The following is a 22,874-nucleotide window of genomic DNA, read 5'->3' on the forward strand; positions in this document are numbered from 1 at the left end:
GGTGAGTGGTTCCCCTCCTGGCTACCGGCGCCCGGACCGGCCGACAAGAGAAAACGAGTTTCATCACCACTTCGGTGGATCACTCCCACCGGAACAGCCGTACCCGGCCGAAGTCCGTGAAGGGAACCATGAGGGAATCTGATTCCGTGAAGGTGGCCTTCACGGACCGCGGGGGCAGCGGGGTCTAGGAGCGCGAGATGCGCACCATGTCTTCCCGTTCCACGACCTTGATCCGCTCCCGGCCGTGCGGCTCGCCGAGGGACTTCTCGTGCGCGTCGAGCTTGCCCCAGCCTGCCCACGTCGTGAACTCGATACCGCGGGCATCCAGGAACTCGAGAATGGCGTCCGGGGACGCGTGTTGCGGCGCGGCCAGCGTGTCCGCGTCGGCCAGCAGGTTTGCCACCGTCTCCGCCGCGTCGCCCTTCGTGTGGCCGATCAGGCCGACCGGGCCGCGCTTGATCCAGCCGGTCACGTACACCCCGGGGACCTGGTTCTCGTCGATGTCCAGCACCCGGCCGCCCTGGTTCGGGATCACGCCCGACGTGTGGTCGAACGGGATTTCCGCCAGATGCGAAGACAGGTAACCCACCGCGCGGTACACCGCCTGCACGTCCCAGTCGTGGAATTCGCCGGTACCCACCACGCTGCCGTCGCGGTATTCGGTGCGTTCCGTGCGCAACCCGGCCACCCGGCCGTCCTCACCGAGCACCTCGACCGGGGAATGGAAGAAGTGCAGGTGGAGCCGCCGCGGTCGGGTACCCTCGTCGCGGATTGCCCACTCCTGCAACGTTTTCACGACCATGTCGGTCTGCTTCGACGACCGCAGCTGCGCGACACTCGCCTCGTCGAACTCCATGTCCTCGGGGTGCACGATCACCTCGACGTTCGGCGAATGGTCCAGTTCGCGCAGTTCCAGCGGCGAGAACTTCGCCTGCGCCGGACCGCGGCGGCCGAATACGTGCACGTCGGTGACCGGGCTGGCCCGCAGACCCTCGTACACGTTCGCCGGGATGTCCGTGGGCAGCAGCTCGTCGGCCGTCTTCGCCAGCACGCGTGCCACGTCCAGCGCGACATTCCCGACCCCGAGCACCGCGACCGACGACGCATTCAGCGGCCAGGTCCGCGGCACGTCCGGATGGCCGTCGTACCAGGACACGAAGTCGGCGGCGCCGTGGCTGCCGTCGAGGTCGATGCCGGGGAGGTCGAGCGCGCGGTCGGCCATTGCGCCGGTGGCGAAGATGACCGCGTCGTAGAACTCGCGCAGGTCGTCGAGCTTGAGGTCGGTCCCGTAGTCGACGTTGCCGAGCAGCCGGATGTTCGGCCGGTCCAGCACCTTGTGCAGGGCGGTCACGATGCCCTTGATCCGGGGGTGGTCGGGCGCGACGCCGTAGCGGATCAGCCCGAACGGCGCAGGCATGCGCTCGAACAGGTCGACCTCGACGGGGGCATCGGACTTGTCCAGCAGATCGGCAGCGTAGATGCCGGCGGGACCGGCGCCGACCACGGCGACTCGAAGGGTTCGGCTCACCGGACCCACGGTAAGTTAGGTGATCCTAACTTTCACTGTGATCTGGCGTACGGTCCACCAGGTGGGAGCGGCTAAGCTGACCGCATGCGCGTTCTCGTCGTCGACAACTACGACAGCTTCGTCTACAACCTCGTCCAGTACCTGGCGCAGCTCGGCGCCGACTGCACGGTGTGGCGCAACGACGTCGTGGACCTCGAGCGCGTACCGGAATTCGACGCGGTGCTCGTCTCTCCCGGTCCCGGCACGCCGGAACGTGCAGGTCAGAGCATTGACGTGATCGCGAAGTGTGCCGAAACCCGCACGCCGATGCTCGGGGTCTGTCTCGGTCACCAGGCGCTGGGCGTGCACTTCGGCGCCACCGTCGACCGCGCGCCCGAGCTGCTGCACGGCAAGACCAGCCAGGTGCAGCACACCGGTGCTGGGGTCCTCGCCGGGCTGCCGGACGAGTTCACCGCCACCCGTTACCACTCGCTCACCGTGCTGCCCGAAACCATCGATGCGGCGGTCTTCGAGGTCACCGGTACCACCGGGACCGGCATCGTGATGGGTATGCGCCACCGCGAACTTCCGCTGGAAGGCGTGCAGTTCCACCCGGAGTCGGTGCTCACCGAGGGCGGGCACCGGATGCTGGCGAACTGGATGGCCTCGGCCGGGCATCCGGTCGCCCCCGCGGTGGTCGACGAGCTGGAACGGGCCACCCGCGCACTGCAGAAGGCCGCCGCTGCGTGACGCCGCTGCTGCGGCTCACCGGGGTCGGCAAGCGGTACGGCAGCGGGGAACCGGTGCTGGCGCACGTGGATCTCGCGGTGCCCGCCGGACGGGTCATCGGCGTCCTCGGCACGAACGGGTCCGGCAAGTCCACGCTGCTGCGGATCATGGCCGGGGTGTCGCGGGCGTCGTACGGCGAGGTCGCCGGGCGCCCGGCGGTCGGGTACCTGCCGGACCGGTTTCCCGGCGGCCAGCGGCTGAGCGCACGGGCGTACCTGCGGCATCTCGCCCGGATCCGCGGAATCCGCGACCTTTCGGTGATCGATCCGCTGCTCGAACGGCTCGCGCTGGTCGGCGGTCCGGACGCGCCGCTGCGCACGCTGTCGAAGGGCAACGCGCAGAAAATCGGCCTGGCACAAGCGGTTCTGGCCGCGCCGGACCTGCTGGTCCTGGACGAACCGTGGTCCGGCCTCGACGTCGGCGCGCATGCGGTACTCGGCGAACTCGTCGCGGAGACCCGGGCACGCGGCGCGAGCGTCGTGTTCACCGATCACCGCGCGGCCGTCGTACGCGAGCATGCCGACGACGTCCACCGTCTCGAGTCCGGACGGCTTGCCCTGCTGGACGTCCAGCCCGAGCACACGCGCATCACGCTGCTGCCGCTGTCCGCCGAATTCGGTGACTGGACGGCAGAACCCGGCGTACACACGGCTGTCGACGAGGGTGATTGCGTTGTGCTGACAGTCGACGCGAAGCACGCCGACGCAGTTCTGCTGCGCGCGCTTTCCGGCGGCTGGTCAGTGCGGGAGGTGACGCCGTGCTCGCCGTAAGCCGGTATTACTTGGCTCTGCTCGGGCATTCGCAGCGGTATCTACCGGCAGTGCTCGCGTACCTCACGCTGTGCGCAATCCTTTACGCCGACCCGAGTTCCCCCGCGCTCCCGCTGTACGGCGTGAGTGGCGCTGGTGTCCTCGTCGTCGGCTGCTGGCTCACGATCGCCTTGCTGGACATCGAAGATCCCGTACAGCGTCTGATCACCCTCAACCACGCCGGCGCCCGCCAGAAGACCATCGGCGGCGCCGTGCTGGCAGTGTTCGGCTGCACTCTCGTGTGCACGCTGGCGACGGTCGCGTGGGCGGTGTCCCGGCCGGGACAGCTGCGCTGGCAGATCGCGGGCACCGGGCTGGCCACGCACCTCGCATGCGCCCTGCTGGGCATCGCGATCGGCCTGCCGTGCTCGCGGCTGCTGGTGTCACGGATCGGCTGGACGGTGCTCGCCGCGGTACTGATCCTCGGCGCGGTGCTGCTCGGCAAGTGGGTCCCGCTCGTGCACCCGCTTCTGGAAGCCCTCACGAGCGGCACCCCGTACGGCGGCCCGCTCGCCTTAGCCGCGATCACGTCGGTGCTGGCCCTGGCACTGAGCGCGACTGCGGTCGGGGTCCTGTCGGCACGCCGGTCCTGAGCGATCCCGGGCTGCATTCTGCAGCATGCAATCTGCGCGCTAGAATATCCGCTCTGATCTGGGGCGGACCCGAGATTCCTTGCCCCATGGGCAATGGGAGGTCTTGTGGTGTCTGGCACCATCCTGCTCGCAGTGCCGGGAGCTGCCGATGACGAGCTCCGGCAGCTCGCTGCTTGGCTGCGAGACGAGGACGAATTGCGTGGCCGGGTCCGGGCGCCGGATTCACCTCCTCGGCCAGGCGAGATGGGTGGCGTGCTCGAGACCATCGAAGTGGTCGTGACCAGTGGCGCAGCAACCACGCTGTGCCGGTCGTTGTTCGATTGGCTGGCTCGTCGACGGGACGCACGCAAGGTATCTCTCAAGCTGGTCCGGGGAGAGGAGACCCTTGAGCTGAGCTGTGGCTCCGAAGACGACGCCACGCGGGTGATTTCGGCTGCGCGGGACTTCTTCGGGCAGGATTCCTGATCGCCGTGTCCGCGCTTCCTGACCCAGGTAGATCGCGAGCAATTCTCATCGGCACGAGCGACTTCGAATCCGATCTGCTCGAAAACCTGCCGTCGGTGCACAACAACCTGTCGGATCTGCGCTCGGCGCTCAGCGATCCGCAGACCGGTGTCCTCGGCTGGGACCAGTGCCATGTCGTGGACAACGCTGATTCACCGGCGAGCCTGACCAAACGATTGCGGCGGTTTTCGCGTCAAGCCGAGGACTTGCTGCTCGTCTACTATGCCGGTCACGGGATCCGGGACGAACGCCACGATCGGCTCTACCTGACCACTCGAGAGACCGACCCGGACGAACCGGAGACGACCGGGGTTTCCTTCGATACTCTGCGCGGCGCGATGGAGAGCAGCTTTGCCGAGACGCGTTTGCTCATCCTGGACTGTTGCTACTCCGGTATGGCCATCGGAGCGATGTCCGATTCGCGGCTTGATCCCCGGCAGATCCGGATCCGGGGAACGACCGTGATTGCTTCTTCGCCGAAGAATCGAGTGTCGCTTTCCCCACCAGGGGAACGGAACACCGCATTCACCGGTGAGTTGCTCTCGCTGCTCACGAGCCGCTCGCACGGGCGCCCGCTCGATGTCAATCGCCTGTATGGCGCCCCTCGATGTAGCTCTCGAGCGCCGGGGAATGCCCCGGCCGAAGATGCAAGCCACGGATACGAGCAGCAGCCTCTTGTTGCGTAGGGAGCCGTCCACGCCGGAAGGGCCCGTGGTGCCTCAGCCGCCGAGGCGGCGCGTCACGGTGGCTGCTCCGGAGCCAATTGGCGGCACCCCCGGCATCGACAAGATTCCAGCCGTACCCGCACCGGCCGACCGGACCTCACCGGATCCCTCTCTGCTCGCCGAATCACCTGGTCAAAGGGGGAAGTGGGCCAGGAATACGGTGGTGGCATCGTTGCAATGGATCGGTCTTTGTCTCGGCATCGGCTTCGGAGTCGGTGGACTGGTCGGCGCGGTGGCCGGGAAGGTCCCGTCGGGGACGACCTCAGTGGATCTCGGAGCTGGCTTGCTCATGACCTTTGTCGCTGGGCTATCCGGAAGCCTTCTTTACCGCCGGCTCGTCAAGCGTCGTGGTCAACGCGTCGCCTTCGCGGAGGTGTTTCCGAGGTTTGGCAAGCGTTCCGCAAGAGCACAGGCGGCCCTGCTGTGGGTACTGCTGGTGTTCTGCGTGCTGATGGTGGTAAGCGGAGTTTTCGCGCCGCTGGGAACTTCGACCGCCACCAACGGATCAGCTCTGTCCGCTCTGTCGGTGACCGTGGCACTGTTGATCATGTTTTCGCTTGGCGCGACCGCGTGCGTGATCGCGCTGGTCAGGATGCATCAGCGACGAGCCCTCGTGATGTGAACTGCAAATTGCATTCAGCAAATGCCTGAATGGGGGTTCCTCCGGCTGGATCAGGTCGGCTACCCTCTCGCCGTCTGTTCGGCCCTTGAGGGGAGCGCTCGTGACGGCAGGGATCGCCGCGATCACCGTTGACGGATCGGCGGACGAGCTGCAGCACCTGGCGTCCTGGCTCGGGGCCGAGGACGAGCTGGCCGGGCGGGTTCGGCTCGCGGGGCCGGAGTCCGGGGTCGTGGTGATGGTGAGCAGCCGGTCGGCGGGCACGTTCTGCCGGTCGCTCTTCGGCTGGCTGCGGCGCCGGTACGACGGGCCGCCGGTGTCGCTCACGGTGAAGCGGTCCGGGGCCGTGGAGGAGCTGGACGTCGACTGCGGGCGCGGCAGTGACGTCGACCAGGTGCTCGCCAGCGTGCGGGGCTTCCTCGACCAGGATTGACCTGGCCGAGGCGCGAAATAGGGCCCGCACGGTGCGAAGCCGTGCGGGCCCTTGCGCAGTTCCGGGTCAGGGATGCCGTGGTGGCCATCCGCCGCCGCCACCGCTGCCGGTGCTCGGCGCCGTCGGGATGATCCCGCCGTCCTCCTTGATCGTGAGCGTGACCGGCTGGGTCGGGCTGATCATCGTGCCCACCGTCGGGTTCTGCTTCACCACGGTGCTCGCCTGGCCGTTGCCGTTGCGGGTGGACTGGACCTGGATGCTGCCCTTCCAGCCGAGGTTCTGCAGGGTCTGGGTCGCCTGGTCCTCGGTCATCCCGGTGAGGTCCGGCATCGAGATCTGCTGCGGACCGGTGGACACGGTCACCGTCACCGTGCTGTTCGGGGGCAGGTTGCCGCCGTTCGGCTGCTGGTCGATGACCTGGTCCTTGGGCTTGTCCGACGCCTGGTCGGTGCGCTTGACCTTGAACCCGGCGCCTTCGATCATCTGCTTCGCCGTGGCGTAGTCCTTGCCGACGGTGTTGGGCACCGTCTTCTGCGAGACGCCCGACCCCACGGTGATGTCCACCGAGGTGCCCTCGGCGGCCGAGGAGTTGGCGGTCGGCGACTGCGAGACGACCTTGCCCACGTCGCTCTGGTTGTCCACCGTCTGCGAATTGGTGTTGCCGAGCTTCAGCTTGGCCTGCTCGAGCGCGCTCTTCGCCTCATCGGGGCTCTTGCCGTGCAGGTCCGGCACGGTGACCGACCCCGGCCGCACGCCGACGGTGAGCGTGATCTGGGTGGTGGTCGGCACGGTCTGCCCGGCGGCCGGGTCGATCGCGATGACCTTGTTGATCTGGTCCTCGGTGCAGGTCAGGCCACCCGGGTTGGTCGCCTCGGCGCCGCACACCACCTGCTTGTTCGGCGCGAACGCCGAGAAGCCCGCGTTCTGCAGCTGCGACTTCGCCTCCACGATCGGGGTGTTGACCACGGCCGGGATCTGGGCGTTCTTCTCGGTGGTCTTGAAAGCGTTGGACAGCCACATGATCAGCAGCACCACACCGGCGACGAGCAACGCGGCGATCACCGCGAAGATCACCCGGCGGCGGCGCTTGGCCCGCGGGTCCTCCTCCGGTTCCTCCGGGTAGTCGTCGTAGCGCTGCGGCTGCCGCCGGTCGGCGTTCATCACCTGGGTGCGCTCGTCCTCGGACATCACCATCGGCGCCGACGGCCGCTGCCCGGACAGCGTGCGCACCAGGTCCGACCGCATTTCCGCGGCCGACTGGTACCGGTTCGCCGGGCCCTTGGCCAGTGCCTTCAGCACGACCGCGTCCAGCTCCGGCGAGACCGCCGGGTTCACCGACGACGGCGCGTGCGGGTCTTCCCGGACGTGCTGGTACGCGACCGCGACCGGGGAATCGCCGGTGAACGGCGGCTCGCCGGTGATCAGCTCGTACAGCACGCAGCCTGCTGCGTACACGTCCGAACGCGCGTCCACCGATTCGCCGCGCGCCTGCTCCGGCGAAAGGTACTGCGCGGTGCCGATGACGGCGGCGGTCTGCGTCATCGCCGACTGGCCGTCGTGCATGGCGCGCGCGATGCCGAAGTCCATCACCTTGACGGCGCCGTTCTTCGTGATCATCACGTTCGCCGGCTTCACGTCGCGGTGCACGATGCCGTGCCGGTGCGAGAAGTCGAGCGCGGCGCAGACGTCGGCCATGACCTCCATCGCCCGCTTCTGCGACAGCGGACCCTCGGTCTTGACGATGTCGCGCAGGGTCCGGCCCTCGACGTACTCCATCACGATGTAGGGCAGCGGCCCGACATCGGTGTTGGCCTCGCCGGTGTCGTACACCGCCACGATCGCCGGATGGTTCAGCGCGGCGGCGTTCTGCGCCTCGCGGCGGAACCGCTCCTGGAACTGCGGGTCGCGGGCGAGGTCCGCACGCAGGACCTTGATCGCGACTTCCCGGCCCAGACGCACGTCGTGCCCGTGGTGGACCTCGGACATACCTCCGTAGCCGAGCGTGTCGCCCAGCTCGTACCGATTGGAGAGCAGTCTGGGTGTGGTCATCGCTTCGTGCCGTTCCATTCCGTCCAAGGTGTGGTCATCATGCCTTGCAGGCCCTGCGGCGCGCTCGTACCGGCCGGAGTGGCTGAGGTCGGTCCGCTCCCGTTGTTCACGCTGTCCACGCTTTCCGGCGGCTCGCCGTTGCCGGCCGCCGCCACCCTGGCGATCAGGAAGGTCGCCGCCACCAGGACCACGACCACGATCACGGCGAGCAGTACCCACCAGCCCCACTGGCTACGCCGCCGCGGTGGGGCCGGTGGCGCAGGCGGTACCGCGAGCGGGTGGAAGGCCGGGTTGGACGCCGGACCGACCGGAACGGCCGGGGCCCCGGCCGGGTACGCGGCCTTGACCAGCCCGAGTGGCGTGGGCAGGGGACGCCCGGCGCGTACCGCGGCCACCGCGCCGGCGAACTCGCCGCCGCTGGCGTAGCGCTGCCGGGGGTCCTTCACCAGCGTCGCCTCGATCACCGCCCGCGCGCCCGGCGGTACGTCCGGCGGCAGCGGCGGCGGGACGTCGCGGATGTGCATCATCGCGACGGTCACCGCGTTCTCGGACAGGAACGGCCTGCGCCCGGCTAGGCATTCGTATCCGCACACGGCGAGCGAGTACACGTCGCTGGCCGGTTCGGCGTCGTGCCCGAGCGCCTGCTCCGGCGCGATGTAATGCGCCGTGCCCATGACCATCCCGGACCGCGTGACCGGCGCCGCGTCGGCCGCCTTGGCCACGCCGAAATCGGTGATTTTCACCTTGCCCGACGGGGTGACCAGGATGTTGCCCGGCTTCACGTCGCGGTGCACCAGACCCTGCTCGTGCGCGGCCTGCAGGGCAGTCCCCGCCTGTTCGAGGAGATCGAGCGTGTAGTCCGCGGTGAGCCGCCCGTGCCGGGCGAGGATGCCGGCCAGCGGGTCGCCCTCCACGTACTCCATCACCAGGTACGCAATGGAAAGGTCCTCGCTCACCGTCTCGCCGTAGTCGTGCACCGCGGCGATTCCGGCGTGGTTGAGCGAAGCGGTCATCCGCGCCTCGGTGCGGAAGCGGTGCAGGAACTCGGCGTCACCGGACAGTTCGGCCTTGAGCACCTTGACGGCGACGACCCGGTCGAGCCGGGTGTCGCTCGCCTGCCAGACCTCGCCCATCCCGCCGACGGCAATCCGGTTCGTCAGCTTGTAGCGCTCGGCCAGCAGCTGACCCGAGGACAGCATCGGCTACCCACCCCCGAGCCGGGCGGCCATCGCGGCACGGCCGATCTCGGCGGCCACCGAGCCACCGGTCGCGGCGAGCCCGCGGTCGCCGCCGCTCTCGACGATGACCGACACCGCGATCTGCGGGTTGTCCGACGGCGCGAACCCGGTGTACCACGCGTGCGGCGGCGTGTTCTTCGAGTCGGTGCCGTGCTCGGCGGTACCGGTCTTCGACGCGATCTTCAGCGCCGGGTCCTTGCCGCCGCCCTTGGTGAAGCTCTCCGACGCGATCATCATGTCGGTGAGGATCCGGTCGTTCTCCGGCGACAGCGCGGGCTTTCCGGTGAGCTGCTCCGGGTCGACGTTGTCGATCGTCGACAGGTCCGGCGCGAGAATCGACTGGATGAGCTGCGGTTTCATCGCGGTGCCGCCGTTGGCGACGGTGGCCGAGAGCAGGCAGTCCTGCAGCGGCGTGAGCCGGACGTCGCGCTGGCCGATACCGCTCTGGAACAGCGCGCCCGGCGAGTCGAGCGGGCCGACGGTGGACGGGACGACCTTCATCGGCACCTTCAGGTCGGCCTGCCCGATGCCGAAGTTGGCCGCGGTCGCCTTCATCTTGTCCGCGCCGAGCTGCCCGGCGAAGGTCGCGAACGGGACGTTGCACGAGTGCGCGAGCGCGTCCTTGAACGTGTTGCCGGGGCAGACCTGGCCGCTGTAGTTCTCGAGCGTGGTGTTCGTACCCGGCAGCTGCACGTTCGGCGCGGTGCTCACCTGGGTGTCCGGGCCGATCCCGTTCTCCAGCGCGGCCGCAGCGGTGACCAGCTTGAACGTGGATCCCGGCGGGTAGTTCTCCGAGATCGCCCTGTTGATCATCGGGTTCTTCGGGTCCTTGGTGAAGCCGTTCCACGCGGTGTTCTGGTCGGCGCCGTGCGAGGCGAGCTTGTTCGGGTCGTACGACGGGGTGGACACCATCGCGAGGATGCGCCCGGTCTTCGGCTCCATCGCGACCACGGCGCCGGTGTAGCCGCGCTGGGTCATCAGGTCGTACGCCGCCTTCTGCACCTTGGGGTCGATGGTCAGCTTCACGTTCCCGCCCCGCGGGTCGCGGCCGGTGACCATGTCCGAGAGCCGGCGCACGAAAAGCCGCGGGTCCGAGCCGTTGAGCACGTCGTCCTCGGTGCGTTCGAGGCCGCCCGCGCCGTAGTTGATCGAGTAGTACCCGGTGACCGGGGCGTACATCGGGCCATCGGCGTACGTGCGGAAGAACTTGAACTTGTCGCTCGACGGTTTCACCCCGGCGAGCACCGTGCCGTCCGGCGCCACGATCTGACCGCGCTGGCGGGAGTACTCGTCGTAGAGCACGCGCTGGTTGCGTGAATCGGTGCGGTACGTGTCGGCCTTCACGACCTGGATGTAGGTGTCGTTGGCGAGCAGCAGCACGATCATGACGAGCATCGCCATGCCGACCTTGCGCAGCGGGGTGTTCACGCCGTCCTCCCGTTCGGATCGCCCGGTGCGGGCGGGCGCTGCACCATCACGGTGTGCGCCTCGGCGATCGGGGCCTGCGGCTGCTGGGGCTTCGGACGGCTGGTGGGCCTGCGCGCGGCGTCGGAAATGCGCAGCAGCAGCGCGACGAGAATGTAGTTCGCCAGCAGCGAAGAACCACCGTAGGACATGAACGGCGCGGTGACCCCGGTTTCCGGGATGAGCGCGGTGACGCCGCCGACGACCACGAAGATCTGGATCACGATGGTGAACGCGAGCCCGCCGCCGAGCAGCTTGCCGAACGTGTCGCGTACGGCCAGCGCACTGCGCATGCCGCGCATCGCGATCAGCAGGTACAGCATCAGCACCGCGGCCAGCCCGATGAAACCGAGCTCCTCACCGATTCCCGCGGTGATGAAGTCGGTGCTCGCGGCAGGCACGATGTCCGGCCGTCCGGCGCCGAGCCCGGTACCGCCGACCCCGCCGGTGCCGAGCCCGAAGAGCCCCTGGGCGAGCTGGTAGGAACCGCCGAGCGCGTCGTACCGCGGGCCGAGCGGATTGAGCCAGTTCTCCACGCGCTGCTGGACGTGCGTGAAGAGGTTGTAGGCGATGATGCAGCCGCCGATGAAGAACGTGAGCCCGACGACGACCCAGATCACGCGTTCGGTGGCGACGTACAGCATCACCAGGATGATGCTGAAGTACAGCAGTGACGTGCCGAGGTCCTTCTCGAACACGAGGATGCCGATGGCCGCGGCGGCGGCGATGAGGATCGGGCCGAGGTCACGCGCCCGCGGCAGCTCCACTCCGAGGAACTTCTTGCCCGCCACCATGAACAGGTCGCGTTTGGACACCAGGAACGACGCGAAGAAGATCATCAGCAGCAGCTTCGCGAACTCACCCGGCTGGATCGAGAAGAACGGCAGCTTCAGCCATACCTTCGCGCCGTTGACCTCGGACAGGCTCGACGGCAGCACCGCGGGCAGCGCCAGCGCGCCCAGCCCGACCAGCCCCGCGATGTAGCTGTAGCGGGTGAGCGTGCGGTGGTCGTTGACCACGATCAGCACCACGACGAAGAGCACCAGCGAGATCGCGGTGAACATGAGCTGCTTGGTGATCTCCGGCGAGTACTCGCGGCCGCGCTGCAGCGCCGTCTCGGCCTTCGCCAGGTCGAGCCGGTGGATCATCACCAGCCCGATCCCGTTGAGCAGCGCGACACACGGCAGCAGCACCGGATCGGCGTACGGCGCCCAGCGGCGCACCGCGAGGTGGGCGGCGGCGAGCACACCGAGGTAAGCGAGGCCGAGCCACAGGATCGAGAGCGTGAGCTCCTGCTCCTGGTTGGCCTCGACGATCACCAGGGCGAGCGTGACGAGCCCGGCCGCGAAGGCCAGCAAAAGCAGTTCGGTGCCGCGGCGGGTGGGCAGGTCCCGCGGCGGGTTGGTGGTGTACTGGGCGGACACCGGGTCGGCCATCGGCTGGCCCATCAGTTACCGCCCCCTGTCGGCGGCGTCGTACCCGCCGTCGAGCAGTCCCTCCCCGCAGGCTGGTTCGCCGACGAAGCCGTGCCGTTCGGGGGTGCACTGGTGGCCGGGGCACCCGGGGCGCGCGCCGGCTTGCAGTCCGAGAGCTGCTTGTTGAGGCGAAGGAAGTCGTCGATGTACTTGCGCGCGTCGTCGAGGCTTTCGCGCTTCACGCCGTTCTGCACGGCGATGCGCGCGTCCTCCTGCAGTGCGGAGACGCGGAGCTTGTCGGTGCACAACTGCCCGGGAGGGCACGAACCCTGCTCGAGTGAATGCAGTTCGATGCCGAGGATGCTGCCCGGGACCCCGCGGTAGATCACGACCTCCTGGTCGGGTCCCTCACCGACGTAGTACTGGCTGAGCACGAAGTAGCGAGTGGCGATCGCGGCGGCGCCCAGCACGATCAGCACCACGACCGCCCCGACGAGCCAGCGGAACCGTTTCCGCCGCTTCGCCTTCGGGTCCTCCTCGAACGCCGGTGGCTCCGGCCGCGGCGTCGGCGGCGGCTGGGTGAGCGCGCGGGCTCTCGCCGCGGGGGAGTCGCCCTGGTGCATCTCGTCGCTGCCGTCGCCCGCGGCGCCGCCCACGATCGGGGCGTCGTCGCCGAAATCGACGTCGACCACGTCGGCGATGATCACGGTCACGTTGTCCGTACCACCGCCCTTGAGGGCCAGCTCGATCATCCGGTCGGCGCAGTCCTGCGGGTCCGCGATCTGCACGGCCTCGGCGAGGGTCTCGTCGCTGACCATGCCGGACAACCCGTCGGAGCAGATCAGGTACCGGTCACCGGCACGCGCCTCGCGCACGGTCAGGCTCGGTTCGACCTCGTGCCCGGTGAGCGCCTTGAGTAGCAGCGACCGCTGCGGGTGCACAGCAGCTTCTTCGGGCGTGATGCGGCCCTGTTCCAGGAGTTCGTTGACGAAGCTGTCGTCGCGGGTGATCTGCGCGAACTGGCCGCCGCGCAGCAGGTACGCGCGCGAATCGCCGACGTGCACCAGCCCCAGCCTGCTGCCCGCGAAGAGCACCGCGGTGAGCGTGGTGCCCATGCCGTCGAGATCGGGGTCCTGCGACACCAGCTCGGCAATGGCCGCGTTGCCGTTCTGCACGGCCTCGCGCAGCTGGGCGAGGAGGTCGTCACCCGGTTCGTCGTCGTCGAGCGGGGCGAGCGAGGCGATGACGACCTTGCTGGCCACCTCGCCTGCCGCATGCCCGCCCATACCGTCGGCGAGCGCGAGAAGGCGGGGGCCGGCGTACACGGAGTCCTGGTTGTTCGAACGCACCAGGCCCCGGTCGCTGCGGGCTGCGTAGCGGAGGACGAGAGTCATGGGCGAAGCTCGATCACCGTCTTGCCGATTCGGATGGGGACTCCGAGCGGGACCCGGAGGGGTGCAGTGACCTTAGCCCGGTCGAGGTAGGTCCCGTTCGTCGAGCCCAGATCTTCCACGTACCAGTCCTCCCCGCGCAGGGCGATGCGGGCGTGCCGGGTCGACGCGTAGTCGTCGTCGAGCACCAGCGTCGAATCATCGGCACGGCCGATGAGGATCGGCCGCCCGTCGAGCGCGATGCGGGTACCGGCCAGCGCCCCGTGGGTCACGAGCAGCTGCTGCGGCGCCTTGCTGCCCCGCGGCTTCTTCTCCTTGCTGCGGCGGAAGGACGGCACCTGGACCCGCAGGCCCGAGGCAGCATAGAGGTCCGAGCGCACGACTCGCAGCGCGGCGAACACGAAGAGCCAGAGCAGCACGAGAAAGCCCACTCTGGTGAGTTGAACGACCAGCTCTGGCACTTGTTGTGTCCGCTCCCGCCTATGCCTGCAAGCCACGGCGCAACGCGCGCCGCGGTTCCCCCCGCACGCCAATTCTGCGGGAACCCGGTGAACGGCCGGTGATCAGCCCTGGGTTCGGAACACCAGTGACGAATGCCCCACCCGGATCACGTCGCCGTCGGCCAGCTGCCAGGTCTGCACCGGGGTGCCGTTGACCGTGGTCCCGTTGGTGGAACCGATGTCGGCGAGCGTGGCGCTCTGGCCGTCCCAGGTGATCTCCAGGTGCCGCCGCGACACGCCGGTGTCCGGGAGCCGGAAGTCGGCGTCCTGCCCACGGCCGACGACGTTGCCGCCCTGCTTGAGCGAGTACGTGCGGTTGGAGCCGTCGTCGAGCTGCAGGCTGGCCTGCAGAGCCCGGCCCGCCGCGGGCGCGCCCTGCTGCCCGTACTGGTCGTAGCCGCCCTGGCCGTACTGGTCATAGCCCTGCTGCGGCTGGCCGTAACCCTGGTCGTAGCCCTGCTGCGGCTGCGCGTAGCCCTGCTGGCCGTACTGGTCGTAGCCCTGCTGGGGCTGGCCGTAACCCTGGTCGTAGCCGCCCTGCGGGGCCTGGCCGCCGTAGCCCTGGTCGTAACCGCCCTGCGGCGGCTGCTGGGCGTAACCCTGGTCGTACCCGTCGGGCTGCGGCTGGTACCCGCCGCCGGGCTGGCCGTAGCCGCCCTGGCCCTGGTCGTAGCCGCCGCCCTGGCCGTAACCGGGCTGGCCGGGCTGACCTGGCTGGCCGGGCTGACCTGGCTGGCCCGGCTGACCTGGCTGGCCCGGCTGACCCGGCTGACCGCCGTACTGGTCGTATCCGCCCTGCTGCTGGCCGCCGTAACCCTGGTCGTACCCGGGCTGCTGGCCACCCTGCTGTCCGTAGCCGTACTGGCCCTGCTGGCCGTACGGGTCACCCTGGTCGTATTGGCCGTAGCCGGGGGACTGGCTCATTGGTGGGTCTCCTGCGTTGCTGGGTCGTGCCGACCGTGACGGCCCACCACCCGCATCGGCGCGGGCATCGGGATCGACGGACGAACGGGTCTTGAACTGTCCAGTATGCAGCGCCTCGTTGCGCTCGAGTGATACGACGACGTCACCATAGGTGTCCCAGCCCTGTGCGGCGAGGTGTTCCGCCACCGCCCTCGCCAGAACCCCGATGACCCGCTGCTCGTCGCCGGCCATGCGATCGTGGTCAGCCGTCCCCAAAGACACGATGTAGTGATTCGGGGCAAGCTGCCGGCCGCCTGCCAGCTCACGAACGTTCTCCTCGCCTTCCCTCTCGAGCGCAACCGCCACTTCCTGCGTGACGACGTTGCCACCGAACATGCGCGCGAAGGTGTTCCCCACGAGGTTCTCGAGTCGCCTGTCGAAGCGCTCAACGCGACCCACCGGGGACGACCTCCTCACACGTGTACTTCCGGACCGATCCTATCCGGGGGTGGAAGGGTTGGGCATGCCCCCGCTGAAACGGGGTAATTCCCCCTGGTACGCTTTGCTGGCTGCCTTGAGGAAGCACTCGCGCGAGTGGCGGAATGGCAGACGCGCACGGTTCAGGTCCGTGTGTCCGAAAGGACGTGAGGGTTCAACTCCCTCCTCGCGCACCGTGTTCAGGACCCCAGCCGCTGGCGCGACTGGGGTCCTTTCCCGTTGTCGGTCGTATCCATTCCCGGGGGCCGAGCCCCCGGACCCCCGCGATGTCTTGTGTGGCGGTTCGGGCTGTGGTGGCTGGTGGGGTGGGTTAGAGGGGGGTCGGCGGCGGGTATCGGGGCGGCCACAGACCGTGATGTTTCCGGTAGCCTGGACGGGACTAGCCGGGCGGGGGAGCGGTGGGCGACGAGAATTATTTCGACGGTCAAGCGGACATCGTCGTCCAGGCTCGGGACGTATACGGGGGTGTGCATTTTCACCCTCCGGAGCAGCCCGTTGTGCCCGCGTTGCAGGTGCAGGCGCCACCGGTGCACTACCGGAACAACGAGAGCCAGCTGAATGCGCTCACGAGGATTCACGACGAGGCCGCCGACCGGGTCGCGATGGCGATCGTGCGGGGTGCGCCGGGCAGTGGCCGCACCACGTTGTGCGAGACGTGGCTGCATCGCCACCTCGACCGGTTCGACCGGTTCTTCCCGGTGCGGCTCGGTCATCGGGCGGGCGCCGACGTGCTCGCCGAGCTGCTGGCCATGCTCGGGTATCGGCCGGACGAGATGCCGGGCAGCCTCGAGGCGCGGTCGGCGATGTGGCGGATCCGCACCGCGAAGTACCGGGTCGCGCTGCTGGTCGACGACGCGTTGAGCGCGGCCGAGGTGAAGGCGCTGCTGCCGACGCATGCCGGGTCGTATGTGCTGGTGGTCGGTTCGGGGCTCACCGGGTTGCAGACCCGGCATTCCGCTCGGGAAGTCGAGCTCGAGCCGTTGAGCCACGAGGCCGCCCTCGGCGTGCTGACCGAACTCGTCGGAGAGGACCGGCTTGCCGCGGAACCCGGGCAGCGGGACGAGCTGATCCGGATCTGTGCCGGGTCCGCTGCCGAGCTCACGGTCGCCGGTGCGCTGCTGGCGAAGTCCCCGAACCGGCCGCTGCAACGGCTGGTTGCGCGGATCCGCGAGAAGGGCGCGCTGGCCAGCCCGGTGTTCGACGTCGCTTACGAGCGGCTGACCGAGCCTGCCCAGGCGGCGTACCGGGTTTTCGGCGCACACCCGGGCGATGGCGACGTCCGGCTCGAAACCGTTGCCGCGGTGCTCGGCTTCGACGAGTTCGACACCGAAGACCTGGTGCAGGAACTGGTCGACGCGATGCTGGTCGAGGACATCGGCGGCCGGTACCGGATGTCCGCGCTGGCACGGCTGCACGCTGCGCCGCTGGCCGGTGAGCTGTCCGCGGCGGTGGTCGGGTACTACGCGAAGCAGAGCCTGGCGATCGCGGAGAACGCGTTGCCCCGCGGCTGGGCGGGGAAGGTGTGGCCGGGCTTCACCGCGGGTTCGCTTTCCGCCGAGGACGCTCGTACCTGGTTGTTCGCCGAACACGCGAATCTCGTGGCTGCGGCCGAGGCCGCGCTGCTCGACGGTACGCACGAGGATGTCATCCGGTTGGCGATGGCGTTGTGGCCGGTGTACAAGGACGGCGGCTATCCGGTCGAGCTGGCGGCCGTGAGCCAGGACGCGGTCCAAGCCGCGCAGGCCGGTTCGCTTCCGCTGGCCGAGGGGCTGGCGCGCACGCAGCTCGGATTCGCCCGGATGCAGCGGCGGGAATGGGCTGCGGCGCAGGAACAATTCTCCGCCGTGGTGGAACTGGCGGCGACGCCGGAGGAGTACGCGTCCGCGGTGGAGGCGCTGGGGCTGGCGTGCTTCGAGCCCGGTCTGCTTGCCCGCCGGCAGGGGCGGCCGGAGGAAGCAGACCGCATGCTGGCGCAGGCGGAACACCATCTCCGGCGCAATCTGGCACTGGCCGAGGAGATCGGTGTGCCGCGTCGGCTCGGTCTCGCCCGGATGCATCTGGCCAAGGTTGCGCCTCCGGCGGAAGCGGCCGCGTTGCTGGTGGCAGCCGAGGAAGCGCTGGGCGCCGAGCCGGACAACCGGGTCAAGATCCGGTTGTGGCGGGGCCGGAAACTGATCGAGGCGGGCTCGTTCGAGGAAGGCGCGGCCGAGCTGGCCGAACTCGGCCCCGTCGCCGAACGGCTCGGCATGCACCGCGAACGTATTGCCGCGCTGTGGTCTTGCGCGGAAGCGGCGCTCGCGCGGGGCTACCGCGACCAGGCGAAAGCCCACGTGGAGGACGCGTTGGGCATTGCCCGGCTGCGGGGCTATTCGGCCGAGGCCGCGGACCTGGTCCTCGTGCTCGATCAGCTCGGCTGACTATCCGTAGTGGACGGTCAACCGGGCCTCGTGTTTGCGGCCGCCCGCGGTGAACGCCAGCTGCTCTGGTACGTCCGGCCCGTTCCGGACGTACAGCAGCGACGGCACCACCGGTGGCAGGCTGGTGCAGGTGAACGACACGACCGGACCGTGGCGGCTGCCGGCCAGCCATCCCGGCCCGGCCGGGCACGCGGCCCATTCGCAACCAGGAAACTCGTTGAGGGTCATGGCAATCCAGCGTGCCGGGTCGGGGAACCGGTCGCCGAGCACGATGTCGGCGCGCCGCAGCAGCCGTGGGTCCGGGCCGTCGACGTGGACGACGAGGTGCGCGCCGGGTGGTCCGGTTGTCGACGTGGCGGCGAACCGGGTGATCTCGTCACCGCTGACCTGGACCCATTGCGCACCCGGTGCCGATCGCCGGATGCGCGGCAGCGGAAAGGCCGTGAACTCTGCCGGTCGTTCCGGCTGCGGGAGCCGGAGTGTGCGGTAGCCGAGTTCGGTCAGCAACTTGGCCGATTCCCCGGGAACGCTGGTGGCCAATGCCGTCGCGGCCACCAGTTCCGCGGACTGGGTGGCGGCGCGCAGCTGAAGGGCCAGGTTTTCCCCGGTCAGTTCGGGTGCCGCGCGGAGCAGCGCAGCGACCGGCGACATCGGGTCGACGGCTTCGTGCGGTGCGGCGGCAAGCAGAACCGGGGTGCCAAGGCATGCGGAGTAATAGGTGACCGAACCGTGGTCACCGATGGTGACGTCCGCGGCGACGGCGGCCGGCTGCCACAGATCTTCTTCCGGCAGGACGATCACGCCGGACCGCTCGCATTCCGCCAACCACATTTTCAGTTGCCACGGGTAATGGCCCTCGCTGATATTGGGGTGCAGAGCGAGGACGACGGCGAATTCGTCGAGCGGCAGCTGTTGTGCAATCAGCGCAGGCAGATCCGGGCGGGAGCCGTAGAGGGATCGCGGACCCCACGTGGACGACACGAGCACCAGCCGCTGCCCCTCGGTGACGCCGAGCGCCTGCCGGTACGACTCACGCAATCCGCCGGCGGCCTGCAGCCGGTCAAGACAGGAATCTCCGGCGATGACCGCGCGATCAGCGGCTTGCGGACAGTACTCGCGTAACCGGCCGAGCTGCTCGGGATGGGACAGCACGTGGTGCTCGGCGATCACCCGCCCGCGATGCATCAGCCACTGCTCGGACAACCCGAAAACTGGTTTCCGGTTTCCAAGAATTTATTGTAACCCATTCCGTGCGGCAACACCGTCAATGGCGCGCGCAATTCATGGAGATTTCCGCCATAACTCGCCGCCAATGCCCAGTCGAAGTCTTCCTTCACCGCCGCCGACCACGGCACCAGCGGAATCCCCCGCGCGGCGAGGTACTCCTCCGTTCCCCGCGTGAACGCGCTCGAACCCGGGCAGGTGAACACGATCTGTACCCGCGGGTCCCCCGCGAAGAGGGGCAGCACGTCCAGCAACCGGGTTGCTGCGGTGACGTTGTGCACCACCGCCAGGACGGTGCGTTCCGTTCGCACCGTGCGCCATTCCGGGGGCACGGGAAACAGCGAGGAAGGCACGAGGAGCGATCCTACCCAGTGCCCTCCCCGAACCCGTCAAAAGCTGATATCCCCGTGTACATCCCGAGCCTGTACCACCTTCCCGCCCTCCGCGACCGACCCCACGTGGTTCGTCACCCCGCCGCTGCGGGCGTCCTGGTGGACCTCGAACTCCGTGCGCAGTGCGGTCGCGAATTCCGGATCCGCGCGGCCGACCTCGTCGAGACGTTCGGCCAGCACCTGCACCGTCGCCGGGTCGTCGGACGTGGCCGCCTCCAGTTCCGCGGTTGCTTTGTGGTTGCCCGAGAACTTGCGCTTGACCAGCTCGTACAGGCCGGTCGCGGCCTTCGTGGCCAGTGCGGTGGCGACGGCGGTCAAGATCGGCTCGGGCATGCGGCGCTCCTCAGGGTCGACGGCCCTCCTACCGTACTCACTTCGTGTGCGTCGTGATCCAGTCCGCGATGAGGTCCACCCTGGACGTGGTTTCGGCGCCGGTGTGCGGGCAGTCCGGGCCGTTGTTCTCGATCGAGATCAGCTTGCCGTCCGCGAAATACGGCGCCCCGCTGTCGTACGCGCAGGCGCTGGTGGTGGCTGCGGGGGCCACGCCGCGGATGCCCACGGTGGTGCTCGCGACCGTCGAAATCTGCATCGTGCCCTGCTGCAGCTGCTTCGACGGCACCGGGTTCTGCGCGGTCCGGCTGCCCCATCCGGCGAGCGTCACCCGCTGGCCCACGCCCGGGACCAGGCGGTTCACCGCGAGCGGCGCGACCTCGGTGACCGGGCTGTCCAGCTGCGCGAGCGCGACGTCGTTCGGGCCTGCCTGCAGCACCTGCGTCACCTTGCGCTGGATGCCTTTTTCCTTCGTCTCGTCCACCAGGCCGAGGGAAACCGCCGTCGGGTACGGCACCGGGCCGGACACACGGTTGCGGTTCACGTCGTGGAAGCAGTGGCCGCTGGTGACGATCCACTGCGGCGCGATCAGCGTTCCCGAGCAGTAGCTGGAGTACGTGCTCCCGCTCGGCAGCGGGACCCCGGTCATGGTCAGCTTCGCGGTGAAGCCGAACTGGCCGGGCGGGACGTCGGACCCGTCGGCGACGGCCAGTGCCGGGCCGGCGGTGAGGATGGGCAGGAGGATGGCAGCGGATATCGCGGCGCGGACGCGCATTCTGTCCCTTCGTCCGGGTCACCGGCGGGCGCCGGTGGACTCGGCCTTCCACCCTAACCAGACCCGGACCACGGCGGAATTCCCTTGTCGGGCGAGGAAAAACCGGCCGATCGCGGGACTTGCGGTCACTGGGTGTGCGCAGTGATCCAGTCCGCGAGGAGGTCGGCGCGCGCGGTCGTTTCCGGCTGCGAGTGCGGGCACGACGGACCGTTCGATTCGACGGACACGAGCCGGGCGGCTTTGCCGAAGCCGACGAAGTACGGCGCCCCGGAGTCGTAATTGCAGGCGCTGGTGTTCTGCTGCGGGGCGAGCCCGACGACATGCGCGGTGGTGGCGGTGGTGCTGACGACCCGCATCACGCCCTGCTGCAGTTTCCTGGACGGCTTCGGGGCGACGTCGGTCAGGCTGCCCCAGCCGGCGAGCGTCACCGGCTGGCCGACGAAGGGCGCGGAGGTGGACACCTTCAGCGGCGCAATGCCGGTGACCGGCGCGTCGAGCTTGGCGAGCGCGACGTCGTTGACGCCCGACTGCAGCACCTCGGTGACGTTGCGGCGCGTGCCTTTGCCCGGCCGGTCGACGGTGGTGCCGAGCAGCACCGAAGTCGGGTACGGAACCGGCCCGGACACGGGCTCGTTGTCGGCGTTGACGAAGCAATGTCCGGAAGTGATGATCCACTGCGGCGCGATGAGCGAACCGGAACACCCTGGCGTGATGGTGCTGCCGTCGGGCAGGGTGAAGGTGGGCATCGACAACTTTGCCGCGAACGGATACGCGCCCGGTGGCACGTCGAGGCCGTTCGCGATCGCGGACGCCGGAGTGGCGGCAGCCAGAGCCGCGCCGGCAGCGAGAAAGGCAGCGGAAAGAACAGCACGCAATCGCACGACGAATCCTCCCAAAGACGACGAACTGCTCAAAACGGTAGCCGTCTTCGGGATGGTCTCGACAGGTTGATCAGCCGGTACTGCCCCGATTGCCTTCCCCGCTGCCCGTGGGTCAGCTCACGCCGACCAGGTCGACGACGAAGATCAGGGTCTCGTTCGGCTTGATCACGCCGCCCGCGCCGCGTTCGCCGTACGCCAGGTGCGGCGGGATCACGAGCTTGCGCCTGCCGCCGACCTTCATCCCGGCGACGCCCTGGTCCCAGCCGGGGATGACCTGTCCGGCGCCGAGCGAGAACTGCAGTGGCTCGCCGCGGTTGTAGGACGCGTCGAACTCCGCGCCGGTGGAGTGCGAAACCCCGACGTAATGGACGCTGACGGCAGTGCCCTCGGTGGCTTCGGGGCCGTCGCCGACGGTGAGGTCGGTGATCTCCAGCTCGGCGGGCGGTGGGCCGTCCGGCCGGTCGACTTGGGGTTTCTCCACGCTCATGGCGGATACCGTACCTACGCCGCCGCTGGTCCGCCGGATGGACTACTCCCAACGGAGGGTTAAACGCGAAAAGTCTTCACACTTGTCCTACCCGTCGGTAGCGTGCGCTGCGTCACCCTGGGCAATCCTTCGTGGACGGAGCTCCCGGCATGCGACGACGCATCCAGACCCTGGCCGTTGGCGCGGTCGCCGTGCTCACGGCAGGCCTCGTGCAGATCAGCCCGGCATCCGCCGCGGTGCCCGGCAACGACTACTGCGCCGGGCAGTGCAACGACATCCTGCCGCCGGGCGAGAACGGCAACGCGACCCTCGCGGAAATCCTCGCCAACAAGGCGTTCGGCACCCAGCCCGCGCATGCCGACGACCAGCTCGGCAAATACGCCGACCTCGCCGGTGGACACAAAACGCTGACCACGGACACGATCGGCAAGTTCTTCAACGACTCGTCCTTCGGCGTGCCTGCCGACCAGGTCGCGAGCACCGCGAAACCCCGCGACGACGTGACGATCACGCGCGACAAGGCCACCGGCGTCCCGCACATCCAAGGCACCACGCGGTCCGGCACGGAGTTCGGCGCCGGGTACGCCGCGGCGCAGGATCGCTTGTGGCTCATGGACATCATGCGCCGGGTCGGGCGCGGGCAGCTGACGTCGTACGCCGGTGGCGCGCCGGCGAACCGCGAGCTGGAACAGTCGTTCTTCGCCTCGGCGCCCTACACGGAAGCCGAGCTGCAGCAGCAGATCGACGCGGTGGCGGCGAGCGGCGCGCGTGGTAGGCAGGGGCTTGCCGACGCGCAGGCGTACATCGAGGGCATCAACAAATACATCACCGATTCCCTTAGAGTTCCTAACAAGTTGATCACTTGTGGTGCGTGAAGGTTCATGATCGTTGATCATGAACGGGTGAGGAAAGGTGAACAGCCACCGTGGAT

Annotated in this window: 22 protein-coding genes, 1 tRNA gene and 1 pseudogene; 10 read left to right on the top strand and 14 right to left on the bottom strand. The window is 68.8% G+C overall.

Annotated features, from left to right (window positions below):
• Positions 1-184: 184 nt before the first annotated feature.
• Entirely contained in the window at positions 185-1,528 is a 1,344-nt protein-coding gene (locus OO71_RS20785; protein ID WP_245633735.1) for an FAD-dependent oxidoreductase, read from the bottom strand.
• Between the two features lie 84 nt (positions 1,529-1,612).
• On the opposite strand from OO71_RS20785, the gene OO71_RS20790 reads away from it, so the two are divergent.
• From OO71_RS20790 to OO71_RS20815, 7 genes are all read left to right on the top strand, one after another.
• Positions 1,613-2,257 carry an aminodeoxychorismate/anthranilate synthase component II gene (locus OO71_RS20790; protein WP_033291477.1) on the top strand — a complete coding sequence of 215 codons (645 nt, stop codon included), beginning with the start codon at positions 1,613-1,615 and terminating at the stop codon, positions 2,255-2,257.
• Positions 2,254-3,066 (top strand): ATP-binding cassette domain-containing protein, encoded by an 813-nt coding sequence (locus OO71_RS20795; protein ID WP_245633736.1) that lies wholly within the window; start codon positions 2,254-2,256, stop codon positions 3,064-3,066. Before OO71_RS20790 ends, OO71_RS20795 begins: the two co-directional genes overlap by 4 nt.
• Entirely contained in the window at positions 3,054-3,698 is a 645-nt protein-coding gene (locus OO71_RS20800; protein WP_033291478.1) for a hypothetical protein, read from the top strand. Before OO71_RS20795 ends, OO71_RS20800 begins: the two co-directional genes overlap by 13 nt.
• Positions 3,699-3,806: 108 nt before the next feature.
• Positions 3,807-4,163: an effector-associated constant component EACC1 gene (locus OO71_RS50220; protein ID WP_211260567.1), complete on the top strand. Its 357-nt coding sequence runs from the start codon at positions 3,807-3,809 to the stop codon at positions 4,161-4,163.
• A 5-nt stretch (positions 4,164-4,168) separates the two neighbouring features.
• On the top strand, positions 4,169-4,888 hold the full coding sequence (locus OO71_RS46530; protein WP_051791757.1) for a caspase family protein: 720 nt from the start codon (positions 4,169-4,171) through the stop codon (positions 4,886-4,888).
• A 202-nt stretch (positions 4,889-5,090) separates the two neighbouring features.
• The gene (locus tag OO71_RS47570; RefSeq protein WP_051791758.1) at positions 5,091-5,549 is read left to right on the top strand and encodes a hypothetical protein; all 459 of its coding nucleotides are present in this window, start codon (positions 5,091-5,093) and stop codon (positions 5,547-5,549) included.
• A 100-nt stretch (positions 5,550-5,649) separates the two neighbouring features.
• Positions 5,650-5,979 carry an effector-associated constant component EACC1 gene (locus OO71_RS20815; RefSeq protein WP_033291480.1) on the top strand — a complete coding sequence of 110 codons (330 nt, stop codon included), beginning with the start codon at positions 5,650-5,652 and terminating at the stop codon, positions 5,977-5,979.
• A gap of 66 nt (positions 5,980-6,045) precedes the next feature.
• On the opposite strand, the gene pknB is transcribed toward OO71_RS20815, so the two are convergent.
• The 7 genes from pknB to OO71_RS20850 form a co-directional block, all read right to left on the bottom strand.
• Positions 6,046-8,028 (bottom strand): Stk1 family PASTA domain-containing Ser/Thr kinase, encoded by a 1,983-nt coding sequence (gene pknB, locus OO71_RS20820; RefSeq protein ID WP_033291532.1) that lies wholly within the window; start codon positions 8,026-8,028, stop codon positions 6,046-6,048.
• The gene (locus tag OO71_RS20825) at positions 8,025-9,227 is read right to left on the bottom strand and encodes a serine/threonine-protein kinase (RefSeq protein WP_033291481.1); all 1,203 of its coding nucleotides are present in this window, start codon (positions 9,225-9,227) and stop codon (positions 8,025-8,027) included. Before OO71_RS20825 ends, pknB begins: the two co-directional genes overlap by 4 nt.
• 3 nt (positions 9,228-9,230) lie before the next feature.
• A complete protein-coding gene (locus OO71_RS20830) occupies positions 9,231-10,694 on the bottom strand; it encodes a peptidoglycan D,D-transpeptidase FtsI family protein (RefSeq protein ID WP_033291482.1) in 1,464 nt (487 codons plus the stop codon).
• The gene (locus OO71_RS20835) at positions 10,691-12,178 is read right to left on the bottom strand and encodes an FtsW/RodA/SpoVE family cell cycle protein (protein WP_033291483.1); all 1,488 of its coding nucleotides are present in this window, start codon (positions 12,176-12,178) and stop codon (positions 10,691-10,693) included. The genes OO71_RS20830 and OO71_RS20835 overlap by 4 nt, the downstream gene beginning before the upstream one ends.
• Complete coding sequence (locus tag OO71_RS20840) at positions 12,178-13,539, bottom strand: PP2C family protein-serine/threonine phosphatase (RefSeq protein ID WP_033291484.1); 1,362 nt, start codon at positions 13,537-13,539, stop codon at positions 12,178-12,180. Before OO71_RS20840 ends, OO71_RS20835 begins: the two co-directional genes overlap by 1 nt.
• Positions 13,536-13,997: an FHA domain-containing protein FhaB/FipA gene (locus OO71_RS20845; RefSeq protein ID WP_033291485.1), complete on the bottom strand. Its 462-nt coding sequence runs from the start codon at positions 13,995-13,997 to the stop codon at positions 13,536-13,538. Before OO71_RS20845 ends, OO71_RS20840 begins: the two co-directional genes overlap by 4 nt.
• 102 nt (positions 13,998-14,099) lie before the next feature.
• On the bottom strand, positions 14,100-15,398 hold the full coding sequence (locus OO71_RS20850; RefSeq protein ID WP_033291486.1) for an FHA domain-containing protein: 1,299 nt from the start codon (positions 15,396-15,398) through the stop codon (positions 14,100-14,102).
• 129 nt (positions 15,399-15,527) lie between these two features.
• On the opposite strand from OO71_RS20850, the gene OO71_RS20855 reads away from it, so the two are divergent.
• Together OO71_RS20855 and OO71_RS47575 are read left to right on the top strand one after the other, a co-directional pair.
• Positions 15,528-15,610: transfer RNA gene (locus tag OO71_RS20855), tRNA-Leu, on the top strand.
• Between the two features lie 324 nt (positions 15,611-15,934).
• Positions 15,935-17,854: an ATP-binding protein gene (locus OO71_RS47575; protein WP_051791760.1), complete on the top strand. Its 1,920-nt coding sequence runs from the start codon at positions 15,935-15,937 to the stop codon at positions 17,852-17,854.
• Here OO71_RS47575 and OO71_RS46535 read toward each other — a convergent pair whose 3' ends face one another.
• From OO71_RS46535 to OO71_RS20885, 6 genes are all read right to left on the bottom strand, one after another.
• Positions 17,855-19,039, bottom strand: coding sequence for a hypothetical protein (locus OO71_RS46535; RefSeq protein WP_051791762.1), 1,185 nt, complete (start codon positions 19,037-19,039; stop codon positions 17,855-17,857).
• The gene (locus tag OO71_RS47580; RefSeq protein WP_156096443.1) at positions 19,039-19,431 is read right to left on the bottom strand and encodes a hypothetical protein; all 393 of its coding nucleotides are present in this window, start codon (positions 19,429-19,431) and stop codon (positions 19,039-19,041) included. Before OO71_RS47580 ends, OO71_RS46535 begins: the two co-directional genes overlap by 1 nt.
• 36 nt (positions 19,432-19,467) lie before the next feature.
• Positions 19,468-19,803, bottom strand: a complete 336-nt coding sequence (locus tag OO71_RS20870) for a hypothetical protein (protein ID WP_033291487.1) — start codon at positions 19,801-19,803, stop codon at positions 19,468-19,470.
• 37 nt (positions 19,804-19,840) lie between these two features.
• Positions 19,841-20,575, bottom strand: coding sequence for a S1 family peptidase (locus tag OO71_RS20875; protein ID WP_033291488.1), 735 nt, complete (start codon positions 20,573-20,575; stop codon positions 19,841-19,843).
• A 125-nt stretch (positions 20,576-20,700) separates the two neighbouring features.
• Entirely contained in the window at positions 20,701-21,456 is a 756-nt protein-coding gene (locus tag OO71_RS20880; RefSeq protein WP_033291489.1) for a S1 family peptidase, read from the bottom strand.
• Between the two features lie 112 nt (positions 21,457-21,568).
• Positions 21,569-21,943: an FKBP-type peptidyl-prolyl cis-trans isomerase gene (locus OO71_RS20885; RefSeq protein WP_033291490.1), complete on the bottom strand. Its 375-nt coding sequence runs from the start codon at positions 21,941-21,943 to the stop codon at positions 21,569-21,571.
• A gap of 149 nt (positions 21,944-22,092) precedes the next feature.
• On the opposite strand from OO71_RS20885, the pseudogene OO71_RS20890 reads away from it, so the two are divergent.
• A pseudogene (locus OO71_RS20890) lies at positions 22,093-22,779 on the top strand (penicillin acylase family protein); the annotation flags it as partial.
• Between the last annotated feature and the right edge of the window lie 95 nt (positions 22,780-22,874).

Origin of the sequence: Amycolatopsis jejuensis (assembly GCF_000717335.1) — a bacterium.
In the GTDB taxonomy this organism is placed as follows: domain Bacteria; phylum Actinomycetota; class Actinomycetes; order Mycobacteriales; family Pseudonocardiaceae; genus Amycolatopsis; species Amycolatopsis jejuensis.